Origin of the sequence: Vogesella amnigena (genome assembly GCF_042648905.1) — a bacterium.
Classification (GTDB): domain Bacteria; phylum Pseudomonadota; class Gammaproteobacteria; order Burkholderiales; family Chromobacteriaceae; genus Vogesella; species Vogesella amnigena.
Map to the genome: position 1 here is coordinate 55,675 of NZ_JBHRYH010000008.1, position 12,609 is coordinate 68,283.

9 protein-coding genes and 1 pseudogene are annotated in these 12,609 nt (G+C 47.5%); all 10 read left to right on the forward strand.

What is annotated here, in order from left to right; translation table 11 throughout:
• Positions 1–21 precede the first annotated feature (21 nt).
• Positions 22–741 carry a hypothetical protein gene (locus ACFOKJ_RS03350; protein ID WP_390276650.1) on the forward strand — a complete coding sequence of 240 codons (720 nt, stop codon included), beginning with the start codon at positions 22–24 and terminating at the stop codon, positions 739–741.
• Positions 738–2,690 (forward strand): Mu transposase C-terminal domain-containing protein, encoded by a 1,953-nt coding sequence (locus tag ACFOKJ_RS03355; RefSeq protein ID WP_390276652.1) that lies wholly within the window; start codon positions 738–740, stop codon positions 2,688–2,690. The genes ACFOKJ_RS03350 and ACFOKJ_RS03355 overlap by 4 nt, the downstream gene beginning before the upstream one ends.
• 7 nt (positions 2,691–2,697) lie before the next feature.
• Positions 2,698–3,660, forward strand: a complete 963-nt coding sequence (locus ACFOKJ_RS03360) for a TniB family NTP-binding protein (RefSeq protein WP_390276654.1) — start codon at positions 2,698–2,700, stop codon at positions 3,658–3,660.
• Position 3,661: 1 nt separating this feature from the next.
• Positions 3,662–4,060: pseudogene (locus ACFOKJ_RS03365) on the forward strand (TniQ family protein); the annotation flags it as partial.
• Positions 4,061–4,216: 156 nt separating this feature from the next.
• Positions 4,217–5,779: a hypothetical protein gene (locus ACFOKJ_RS03370; protein ID WP_390276717.1), complete on the forward strand. Its 1,563-nt coding sequence runs from the start codon at positions 4,217–4,219 to the stop codon at positions 5,777–5,779.
• Positions 5,780–5,806: 27 nt separating this feature from the next.
• Positions 5,807–6,739, forward strand: a complete 933-nt coding sequence (locus ACFOKJ_RS03375) for a hypothetical protein (RefSeq protein ID WP_390276656.1) — start codon at positions 5,807–5,809, stop codon at positions 6,737–6,739.
• A 605-nt stretch (positions 6,740–7,344) separates the two neighbouring features.
• A complete protein-coding gene (locus tag ACFOKJ_RS03380) occupies positions 7,345–7,941 on the forward strand; it encodes an HNH endonuclease signature motif containing protein (protein ID WP_390276658.1) in 597 nt (198 codons plus the stop codon).
• A 128-nt stretch (positions 7,942–8,069) separates the two neighbouring features.
• A complete protein-coding gene (locus ACFOKJ_RS03385; protein ID WP_390276660.1) occupies positions 8,070–10,433 on the forward strand; it encodes a DUF262 domain-containing protein in 2,364 nt (787 codons plus the stop codon).
• 145 nt (positions 10,434–10,578) lie between these two features.
• Complete coding sequence (locus ACFOKJ_RS03390) at positions 10,579–11,523, forward strand: hypothetical protein (RefSeq protein ID WP_390276662.1); 945 nt, start codon at positions 10,579–10,581, stop codon at positions 11,521–11,523.
• 35 nt (positions 11,524–11,558) lie between these two features.
• Positions 11,559–12,464 carry a hypothetical protein gene (locus ACFOKJ_RS03395; RefSeq protein ID WP_390276664.1) on the forward strand — a complete coding sequence of 302 codons (906 nt, stop codon included), beginning with the start codon at positions 11,559–11,561 and terminating at the stop codon, positions 12,462–12,464.
• The last annotated feature ends 145 nt before the right edge of the window (positions 12,465–12,609 follow it).

The window sequence follows — 12,609 nt, forward strand, 5'->3', positions numbered from 1 at the left end:
TGTTCGGTGCGGCAAGGAGTGATGATGTATCTCAACTCGATGCAACAGGCCCTGCGCAGTGCCTTACTACAGCAGGCAGAAGAAGCTTTTTCCGAAAAACCAGACTTGGCCGGCGTCGTACATGGGCGAAGGCGCATTACGCAAGGCGCGCGCGGCAAGCGGACCGCCTTGTTCCCGAGTCGCAAGAATGATCTGACTGTTGCACTGGAAAGCCAGATCGAAGCAGCATTCTGCTTGCTACTTGAGCGCGACCCCGAAGTTACTGGCTATCGGTGCCAATCCCTAGAGATCGAGCTTGGTCTTGGAGAATCCTATATCTCCGATTTCTTATTCCAAACTCGAGCTGGCAGTTGGGAAGTCAAAGAGATCAAACCAAGCAGAGCTCACCTGAACGACGACACACGGGTGCGATTGGCAAAGGTCAATGCACTGCTCACCCAGAGTGGTTTTGGATTCAGCGTGGGCGACCTAACGAATATGCCAGGCCCTATCGAACTCGAAAATTTATTCGCTTTGTATCAACGCTCGTCTATCAGGCCGTGGTCACACCAGGAGTGTGACCTGGCTCTTGCACAACTTCACAAACTGCCGCAACCACGGATGCTCGGGGCGTGGTATGTCCATCTGCACGATGCAGGACTCTCCCCACTGCTTGCAGACCACCTGTTATTTCATGGGCTTGCCACAGCAAACCTGAAACGTGCCCTTCGATTAGACATGCAAGTGGGGGTGCCGGTATGACCAAGCAACCGTATCGCCCCAGGGCAGGTCTCCGTTTCACGATCCATGGAAGTGAATTCGAGGTCACTTACGTTGCAGCTGGCATGGTGCGCTATGCAGCGAGCGCCGGGGGTAAGCCACACCGGATTCCCTATGAGCGTTTCATCGAGTTGCAGGAGTCTGGCGCACTACTGGTACTAAACGGCGACCTCGAGCGCATGTCTGCTGACGGTATTGAACGCAAACTGCCCGAGTTAAATGAAGCCGAAACGCTCGGCACCATTCGACAAGCGCGATATGTCGAGGCGGCAGTGACGCAGTTAAGCCACCCGCAGTCACAAAGACAACTGGAGGGGCTGATCACAAGTGTTGCGGCTGAGCTAGGTGACCCCACGCCCCCCGCTGCAAGTACTGTCGCAGGATGGGTACGCCGGTATTTTCAGGAGCACAAGAATCTCTCAGCGTTCACTCCTCGCAATCACCTGCGGGGCAACAGGACGCTGCGATTTTCGATCGAAGTCGAGGCACTGATCACTGATGGCATTGAGCAGGTCTACCTGCAGCCAGAGCGAAGGAGTGCCAAGGATTTACTTGCCTTCGTTGTTGGCAAACTCGCCGAAAAGGGTTTGCTGGATGCACGTAACACCACTGTCAGGCTGCCATCGCTACGTACCATAGAACGTCGAATTAAGGCGCTGGACCCCTACGTCGTGGTAATGGCCAAGCGCGGCAAGGTGGCCGCTGACCGTGTGATTCGCGCGGCAGGACGCCAGATATTGAGTCCACGCGCGATGTTCTTGGTTCAGATCGATACCCACTACCTAGATATTATCCTGATCGACCCGGATACGGGCGAAGTAATAGGACGACCGTACCTGGTCTGCATTATTGATGTGTATACCCGGGCGGTGATTGGGATGTACATCAGTATGTTTCCCCCATCAGCCACTACGACACTCGCCGCTGTCAAAGACATGCTAACCCGGCTCCAGCGTGGACTACCGGGTGGTGTGCCAGTACGGATCATCCCAGACAATGGCGTCGATTTTAAGAACTCTGCATTTGTACGGCTTTGTGGAAGGCTCGGCATCATTATCGTACCGGCAGAAGTACGCGACCCGAACGACAAGCCCCACATCGAATCATTTTTCCGGACCCTGACTCATTCCCTGACGCAAAAGCTCAAAGGAACTACCTTCTCATGTCCAATCGATCGCGGTGAATATGACTCTCGCCGTCGGGCAAGCCTCATGCTCGAACGGTTGCAGGAGCGCATTCTCGAGTGGGTCAACGAGGTCTACCACAAAACCATACACTCAAGAAGCGGTAGAGCCCCAATTCTCGCATGGGAAGATGCAACCAAGGGTTGGATGGCTCCGACATTCTCTACCGAGGAGGTAAATGCCATTGCGCGCTGGCCTGAACAACGAAGCATTCATAAGGGACGCGTTCTAGTTGATGGCGTTGAGTATTTTTCACATGCGCTGGCGACACTCGAAGAACTGGGCGAGAAACGTGTAACCGTGCTTGTTGACGAGCTGAATCTCCATACGGTGTACGTAGAGCATCCGACAGAGCGTGGTGTACTGATCATGGCTGAATCCACCAATCCAGAGTACACCCAGGATCTAACCTGGTATGCCCACCAAGAAGTCAAAAAAATCATGAAGGACATGAAAAAATCAGACCTTCAGCGTCTTGGGCAGTATGCGTATCTATTGGCATGGTGGAGGTTACTTAATGAAATCCAGACAGACTCCACGCTCGCAAAACGCCAAATCGCCAAAATAACCAATGGAAAAGGGCGTAAGAGCATGCGGAGCAAATCGTCAGCTACGTCAACAGGTCAGCGGGAGCTTGTGACACAGGCAGAAAATGCGTTGATCGAAATTGCCGGTGATCCGTATCAAAAAAACTATGCAAGCACAAAAATGCCCACTGAAACATTCGATTATCTTGATTTAGAGTGAGGGCATCATGCCAAATTTTGAAAGAAAGTATTCTGAGGAAGCAATTGCACGTGTTGCACGCCTCGACAAAGTAATAATTCGTCACCCAGCACTGGATGCTGCCATATTGGGAATCCAACACGCCATACAGGAATCATCCCATTTTCGAGAACCAGTCGGATGCATGCTTCTGGCAGAAGGAGGAATGGGAAAAACAACAGTATGTAAAACAATCATGGTTAATTATCCAGTCACCGTCGAAATCGATGTGGATGTCGAAGTAACACGTGTCCCTACTTTTTATACCGAGGTTCCTGCTCCGGCTACAGTTAAAGCATTGGCTGCAAATATGCTTGCAAAACTAAATGATCCGAAGCCGCTACTTGGCAACGTGGCAAATATGACCCAGCGCTTGTGTACATTGCTAAAATCGTGTGGCACGAAAATTATATTTCTCGACGAATTTCATAACCTGCTAAAAATAGAAAAGCGCTCAACACATGTTAATGAAATAGTTTGCAGCTGGATTCGGGGGCTCGTGAATGAAACTGGCGTAACCATATGTTTAGTAGGCACGCCATCTTGTGCTTCAATTATCGATGCTGACACTCAACTAGCTCGACGGTTTAAATGGAAGTTCAGGCTTGACGGTTTGAAACCTAGCCATGGCGAATTATTCGGTTACTTGCCACCCTTTCTGGATCAACTATGTAAGCAAGCTCTCAGCCGAGTGGTACTAGCTGCAATGCCACAACTAAATTCGCAGTTGAATTCCATAAGAATGTACGTGGCAACTCAAGGCAACCCGTCATTCATCATGGCTCTAACAAAAGAAGCGATTCTAATTGCGATATCCGAAGGGAGAAACCATGTCGAAATCGACGACTTTGGCTATGCATACGATACAGGGATCACGTTGTCTGTCAGCTTGAGCCGCGAGAATCCGTTCAGGCTCAGCGAAAGCCAACTTGCCAGGATTTTTCGAAAATAAAATGACTAGAAATATTCTTCCAGTCCGACCCATTCCCATACACGACGAGTCACCGTCAAGCATTTTGCATCGTGCGGCGGAAAATAACGGGTATATTAGTATATTGCAGCTTCTCGCCGCATATAACTTTCCGTCACGAAGCTATGAGTGGGTTATCGCTTCGTTTACGGATAAGTTGCGATTCTCAGAAATATTGAGGCCAATGGGAATAAGCACTCAAGCCAGAGAGCTCGCATTCAATCGAACCGGCCCGACATCTAGGGCTCCGAGGGAGGTGCTAGGGATCGGCATACCTGAGAAGTTTTTTCATAAGGAAAGCACTTACTTTTGTCCTGACTGCCTCAAAGAGCGCATGTATTGGCGCCGAAATTGGATACTGCGGCTATATCCAGTCTGTCTCGCTCACCATAAATATCTCGTGTGTCGATGTACAGCGTGTGGCCAAAAGCTCCAGCTTGAGCGTCCCCGTCTTGGATATTGCCCGTGTGGCCAGGACTTGAGGACTATCTCTTCTGATGAGGTTGATACCAGCATAGTCAAATGGTGGTGGGCAACTATGGTCAGCTCTACCCGACCAATTCGAGACGAACTATTACAGTTTCTTGAAGCGCTTGGTGATTTTGATGGTTTAGATAATGACCCCATAACAGACTATTGGCGCATGCAAATTGTAAAAAATTGGCACCAGGGCCATTTTCATATCGATAAAAGCATTATCCTGCATATTGAAAATCGAGCAACAGCCATCCACCCTCGCCTTCAGCTCCTGCCATTTCTAACCAGAAAAGGTGTGCTAGCAGACTACGGCAAGCGAATTTTGGGCGCATACAGCACTCCTGTACCAGCCAATATTTCACAGATTACACAAGGAGATTTATCCATTAGTGCAACCGCGGCAGCACTAGGATTAGAGCGTGGTCAAGTTAAACACCTAGTCGAGCTTAGTTTGCTTAAGAAAAATTGCAATCCTGCTAAAAAAATTAAGATTCCCGTGAGCGAAGTCGAGAAGCTTTTACGTACTTTATCAGTTGATACAAATACAGCGTATGTACCAGATGGACTACCAAACAAAATATCCACCGTTAATATAATTCACAACATTCAACTTGGTCGGGCTCTCACAGCAGGGTATGCTCTAGCAAAAGGGTTAAGTTCCTTACAGTTTTTAGGTGGTGGTGCACACGTAATGGCGCCATCAAGTTGGCTTGATGTTAACCAGTCTGCATCCCGGCTAGGGGTTCACCAGGAAATCGTCAGGAGCCTGATTAAGAAAAAAATCCTTCCAGCCAGTCATATTAAAATAGGCAGATTCAAAAAAACATGCGTAAAGATCGATGATCTTGCTTACTTCGAAATGAATTATTCCACCACCGGCAATCTTGCAAAACTAGCAGGAGTAAACGCTACAAATTTTTCAGAAAAGCTAATGCATATAGGCAAACGGCCAGTCACTGGCCCCAAAATTGATGGTGGGTTGGTTTACGTCTTTGATAAAAGGGAAATTAGCCAAGACGACCTGCTGCTAGCAAGCTCATTGCAGACGTACGAAACGGTCACAGGTCGAAAAGGAAAGGCAGTAAAAGAGAATGTGGCGGCAGCAGCTGGACTTACCCTGAACGATGCGGCTAAAGCCCTTGGGATTTCACGACAAATGGTCTTAATGTTGGCAAGGAAAAATATTATTCAAAAGGTAGATACGGCGCATGGAAAAACAATGATAGAGGTTACATCTATTGAAAACATACTAGCAATGCTGCAAGACCCACGCTTTATAACCCTAGAAGCCGCTGCAAGTCAGCTAGGGGAGACAACAAGAACTTTTTTCTCAACGTGGGTCATGGTCGATGCCATCAAAGTCACTAACCTATCGGTTTGGAAGTTTGTCCCAAAGGAGTCAGTAGACAAAATTCTCGAACTAAAAGCAAACTATATGACAGGGAAAGAGGCCGGTATATATCTGGGAATTCATTCGACACACATGCGCAACCTACAACGCAGGGGCATCGTCGAGCCGATTGTACTAAAGGGGCGCAGAACAATGCATCTTTACTTGCGGTCCGATGTGGAAAACTTAAAGCACTCTCAAGTGTGCGACAAAAGAAAATCAAGAGCCGTTTAATTAAACCTATCAATTAATTGGAAAATCATGGACATCAACATTTCCGAAGCTACTTCAATCCTAAGTTTGGTAGTGGCCACCCTGGCTTACAAACATGCCAAGGCATCTTCAAAAGAAAATGGCGAACAAATTCAGAAAATTGCTGACCGGCATATATTTCTATTTGCAAAAATGGAGCTAAATAAATCGAGTCAAAAGTACGTTAAGCTCTTGCATGAAGTTTCATGCGAATTTGAGAATATCATAAATTCTATCAGCTACCCTGCCCTAGAAATCAACCGTGAAATCAGTAGACTCTTTGACTGCCATGATAGTAACTACAAGGCACCATATCTTCGTCATGCATTTCATACCGTTATAGAAATCGTTAGAACTGCGTACGACAGAGAGCTAACCTATCAAACCGGGATTAACTTAGCATCTCGACTAAGATACTTAAAAATTCAAATTGAAAGACCCGCACCCGCTGTAGAAGTGAAAAGAAATAGCTGGGCATCTTTTTTTAGACGAAAGAAGGATTTACCGATAAATCCAGAAAAATTTATAGACTCATCAGTTGCCTGTTGGGAAAATATCGCTGATATACAAAACAGAATCTCCTCAGAAAAAGAATCCATAATTTTCAGAGATGCTTTCCCAAAAATAAAGGAGTTCATTCAGCTTCATAGCTCACAGTTCGGGAGGCTGGATTTATTGATAGAAAAACTTGACGACGGCCTCAAAGAGAACTCTCTTGAGCAATTCAATATATTAGATATGGAAATCCTTGGGGAGAAATATAAAAGAATAAGGGGCGACATCGAGAGAATAAGGGAGCTGAATCTCTTGGACCTTAACGGCGCAGATAAATTTGAGATTACAGATGGGATTGCCCATCTAATATACGCAGGAAGCATTTTGCAGATCATATCTCAGCATTTCATGTGGGGCAAGCTAAACCCCATGAAACCTCACTTTTAAAAATTCACTCTGATTTTACAATCCATCGGTTATGCCGCCAAAATAACTTGCAAGAGATTTTATTAAGCCATTGATGCAAAGGCATTCAGATGCTCTTTTTTCTAGACACAGAATACACCGGATACGGTGACAATGAATTAATAAGCCTTGGCCTAGTCAGCGAGGATGGCAAGCATATTCTCTACCTGGAAGTAGAAGATTTTGATTGCACGCACTGTAACAATTTTGTCAGATCAATGGTTTTGCCAAACCTAAGGTCGCCCGATCACACTCAAATCAAGAAAAAATATTTGCCCGAAATGTTAAGGAATTGGTTTGCAACGCTGCCTCGCAGCGTTGTCATTGCGTGTGACTCACCGATAGATAGGCAATTGCTTGACAAGGTCTTTGAATCAAGATGGCCAGAAAACGTCGTGGGTTGGTTTGACTTACGCCCCCTCATTGACACCGGGGTGTTCGACAAGGCAGTATGTCAATATCATTCTACAGATAGGCCTTGGCATCATGCACTTCACGATGCTCAGGCTCATCGTGCAGGCTGGATGAAATGGATGAGCTGCAGAAAGAAAGTCTCTTAAATTCTTCTAACTCAAAGATGCATAAACATGGATAAAGCATTAACTGCCCTGCACAATGCAGAGAGGAAGCTAAGGCGCGCAGTAGATGAGCAGAGAAGTGGCCTTTATTGCTTAAGACTTTGGAGCAAGTTTGTAAGGCTTCGAGATGGTCGGTGCCTGAGATGCAATGCCACCAAAAATTTGACGGCGCATCATATTTGCAGGAAAAGTTTCCTAAAGGTGGCACAATTTCAAACAGGAAATGGCATAACCCTGTGCAGGAAATGCCACCACATATTCCACGAAGGATTTAATGGCGTTCCAGATATGTTGCTCCCCATGGACGCGCAGGGCGGAGAGAAAATTGAGGAGATTTGCGCCCTTTATGGAATATTGAGTGAGGATGCATCCATACGAGGAAATATAAATGACAATTTCTATTACATAAGCGACTCTGTTTTGGCGATTTTTAAAAAACTACAGGGATTTTCACCAGACGTTAAATTTCCAGGAGAGCGCATACAACAAGCCTATTTAATTTGGCGGCAGTCACCTAATGAATTGCTGAATGCAGTGTTCGTGGCAAATGGCCTAATTCCGAGGACCGATCCAATACTGCCAGGCATCACGATTATAACTGGATGACAATGGAGTATTTTGTTAAACTTGCTTTGGCTGAAGTCCGATGAAGCCCGAGCATCCGGTGCGCACAAGAAAGTCGACGCTAGTAAAACTTCTCCCGGAACTAAAACCCACATGACTAGATAAATACGATGAATCGGTTCGATAACGACTTGAATATAGCCGTGTTGTCCTTACGCGAGGTGGCCGCATGGCAGGTTGAAAGCGCTTTGACCCATCAGGACTCTAGCGACCTAGTTGTATCCCTGCCCGCACTGCAGCGCAGTTCCGTCTGGAAGGCTCCACAGGTCGAGTCACTTTGGGACTCCATCGCCCGTGGCTTCCCAATTGGATCGCTATTGCTGACACCGTACCAACACAAGCTTGGTGGGCAAGCTATGCTGCTCAAGTCCGCTCCTCGCCAGATGCCGACACATATGCTGTTTGATGGACAGCAGCGTGCGACCTCAATCGCTCTGGGATTCTTTCAGCCTTGGCTATCAGGCATCGGAGAAGCTCCTGCATCCTTATGGCTTGATATAGGTGCCTCTGGCAACAAAGAATGCGACTTCGACTTCCGCTTGATCACGCGATCTCACCCCTGGGGCTATCCGATGCGTGGTGATCGTCAGCGTCTCGAAACGGCAGAAATTAGAAAAGCGATGCAGGCGTTTCGAGATGCATTGCCTCACATTGATTGGCCATCTCGCTGCCCCCCCGTTGCGATTGCTTGGCCATGGGACGCGATCGCCCCTGTGCCTGTCGCCGCACTGATTACCGCCTGCCAAGAAGGCCACATCATTGACAACCTGGAAGAGGCGCTAGATCTTGTACTGCCGCACTGGGCGAAGATCCAGACGCGCTTTGGACTTCTGAAGGATAGTCTCCACGTAAGTTTGTCCGCCGAAGCCACGCGTGGGAAGCTCCTGCGTTTCCAAAACGCGATCGAACGTTACCGTCTTCCAGCACAGGTTGTTGACATCGAGGAAACCCGGCCTGCTACATCGGTCCATGGTGACCCGTTTCGTCCCGACCCGACCGAGACTCTGTTTATCCGCCTAAATGCCGGAGGTACGCCACTACAAGGCGAAGACCTTATTTACTCGATCATCAAAGCCATTTGGCCGGATGCAGCGCAGATGATTGACAAGATTCCTTATCGGTTCATGACTGAGGCCAGGACGGCCATGCTGATTGCAAGGTTGGCCTTGGTGAAGGCAGATAGTGAAGGTAATGAAAAATCGATTCCCGCGGCTCCAGATGTCACTCGCTTTCGTCGCCTTATCCATATGGATAATGAACATCCACAGTTCCGAAACCGTTTGGAAAATTACTTAAAGACGCAAGCGGTTCCTTTGTTCGAACAAGCCAGGCTATTGCTGACGGAGTCGAGTAATGGTCTTCCAACGGTGCTGGCTGCGGATCTGGCCAGAGGTGAAAGCGGGCGCGAGGTCATGTTTCTGCTCTTGCGCTGGATCGAGCGCCTGAAAGAATATGGCCTGGGTATAGAAAAACTAAACAACCCGCAAAGGAATCAGACCATCGGTGCCCTGACGGCGATCAGCTGGTTCTCTCGTCGGGCAGATCGATGTGTTGCCGCACTCTGGCCAGAACTAGAAAGTTGCTCTGGCGAGCGTCTGGCAGGGTTCTTCAATCGCAAAACGATGGCGAAATGCTTCATACCTGTGCGGGGCGAAGCGCCAATGCCCTGTTTGCCAACCCCTGAGCTCCTGGACTCGCAGATAAGGGCACAAATCACGCAACCCAGCGGCAATAAAGGCTCCTTTTCCAAGCCTGAGTCCAGTTTTTGGCAAGGATGGGAATGGTATGAGCGCTTCGCGATACCAATGGTAGGAGAACTCTCGCGATGGTATGCGCTGAGTCTCCCAGAAGCCCTGAGCACAGGGAATGAAGAAGAGGCTGATATCTCGTCCAGATCGCAGTCTGACTGGACATTTTTCGCCGACCGACTTTGGGGGGAGCGTCGCTTGGTCCTTTATGCACAACGTGACGCGTTGCAGGCGTGGTTCCCTGACTTTGACCCAACCGACCCGAATGCAATGGAAGAAGCGAATCGGCCCTGGGATATCGACCACATTCACCCACGCTACTTCATCGAGGGACGACACAACATCCCGAGGATCATCCGTGACTGGCACGGCAGCATTGGAAACCTTCGGGCATGGCCACTGGATGTGAACCGTAGCGATGGCGAAGCATCTCCTCGCCTCAAGCTGGGCAGTGTGTCGGATGAGGAAAAATCATCGTATAAGATGCATTCGGCCAAAGAAAAGCGTGCATTGAGTTTCATTTCAGATGACCAGTGGGCATATTGGCTTGACTCTACGCCGGAGAGCAATTTCCTGCCTCGTTATTTGGCTGAGTCGAAGAGCCCATTTGGCGAATGTAGGAAGAACCTGATTCGAGCGATAACCACAAGAACCAGTGCTCTTTACCGCGAGTGGTACGATTCATTGAGGATACAGCACCTCATGCCATCGGCATCGGGCTTCTAGACCCCCAATAATGCCATCAGCCTTAATCTAGGCACACTATAGACCGTCCAGTGTACCGTATAGAGACTTAAGTTTAAGACCTTGGCACATCTAAAAAAACCCGGGCCATTCAAGTATTACTTGCCATTTATATTTTAAAAAAACCATGATTGATATTTCTTGTGCACGCCTTCAACCTTTTCAAGCATTTCACGAGTTTCATGAAAAAATCAATATTTATATCAAGGTGGCAAACGCTGCGGCACTACTCTTGGTTCGACATGCGGGAGCACCACAAAACCAAGATCAACTAGCTGACCTAATAGCAGCAAGTCATCCCTCCTGGAGTACCCCTCCGGTTCGAGACTTAACAATCGAAGTCCAACGCAACCAAGACTCTTCGGTATCTGCATTCGCTGTCATGGCCATTTTTTCCGCCTTCGATGACTTTTTAATCGGAACGGAAGCAGAAATCAGTAGAGGTAGTGGTAGCCAAAAGCTTAGAAGCGATCAACTAGATGGTTATTGTTCATCTGATGATGACGAAGACAAAATTGATCGAGTATTCCGTCTCTATGCAGCAATGAACTGGAGTGCAGACAGAGTCGTTAAGCTTCAACCTCTACTCCGGTATTTTAGGCTATGTAGAAATTGTATTGCACATCGGAACGCGAGAGCTTCCAAGGCATTGGCCGCTCAGTCAACAGATAAGGAGATCTCCATGGCTTTGGCCGCCCTCCAAGAGGGACCCGAACGTGGAATCATGACTTTTAAAGTCAACGAAAATATTCATTTTCCCCCTACACTCGCAATCATGTGCTCCCATGTTCTCCGACTCATAGCCATCGATGTAAACGATAACCTTGTGGCCACACTTGGTCTGCCTGGAGTTCTCAAATCAATAGCGTATCACGCTGTCCGTCTAAATGAGGAATTAGGGGGGAAGCCTCGTAAGCGCCCCGAGGCTATCGTGAATGCATTTCTTACAAAATGTAGGGTTCGCATGAAGTCACGTGACGAATCAATCACAGAGATGAAGCGTCTTGGCATCTGGACCGCTTATTTCAAGGCAATCATGCAAGGTAGCAGAGCATCTAACAAATCGAACTAGAGTGCTGTTCAATGTCACGGTAAAGGAGCATTAAAATGGATGTGGGAAAATGTGTTGGCACTCATGGCGGATCATATTCTCAGGGGTTTGAATTCGATAAGAATCAAGTAGACCGGATACTACATCTATTGGTTTTGAAGGCACGGTGCTTGCGGCTTGATGATGCTTTGCGTATTCACTTCAACAATACTGAGCCTGCGATGACCTTTTTCGGAGCGATTTCACTTGCCACCGACAATCTGCTATTGGCCTTAATGAACGATGAAGTTGCTGCATGCATGAACGAAAGAGGGCCAACTCGTGCATTAATCGAATCGATCAAGAATGCTGCGCGGAAAAAAGAAGTCGAACTCCCTAAGCTTGCCATTGATGATTTACCCGATCTGTTTAGTAATCGTACGAATTTCATAATTGGAAGCAGTTTTCTTGATTTCGTCGTTGGCACATATTCTGCCTTTGAAATGTTCATGGGACGAATTTATCAACAACTTCGCCCCATGTATCCACGCTCAGGAAAGCAGGAGAAGCGCATCGAAAAATTGATTGAAAAATATAACAACACAGAAGCAGAAGAAAAACAAGAAGCCCTAAGGTGCATTATAAAAGCAGGGGGCGATTTTGTTTCCGGGGCTGAAAAAATAGATTTCGTCATGTCGAAACTTTCCGAATTTTATACAAGGGATATCACTAAGGATCGTGGAACCATTCAATTCTACGCTAACGTAAGAAACAGCATTCACAACCTTGGTAAAAGTGCATCCACCAAAGATTTTCGTCACCCGACCAAAGGGGTCGACCTTACCCTTTTGTCTGGCCAGCCGTTGTTCTCGCATGACTACAGCGATATAACTCGTCTCTGTGGAGATATCGTTGAAATTTACCTCTCAGTCTTCGCCATTAATGCCAACTTAGGAATAGAAACATTCATACTGACCGAGTGACGGCTATTTTTTCAAAAAATTAAGTATTGAATGGAGCAAGAGTCGTTTACCGCTAGCATATTAGCCTGCCCGCTAAAGGGTACAAGCCTATCTGACGTACTAGAAAAAAAGCAAAGTTATGTGTCGCGTGCCTTATATTGCATGT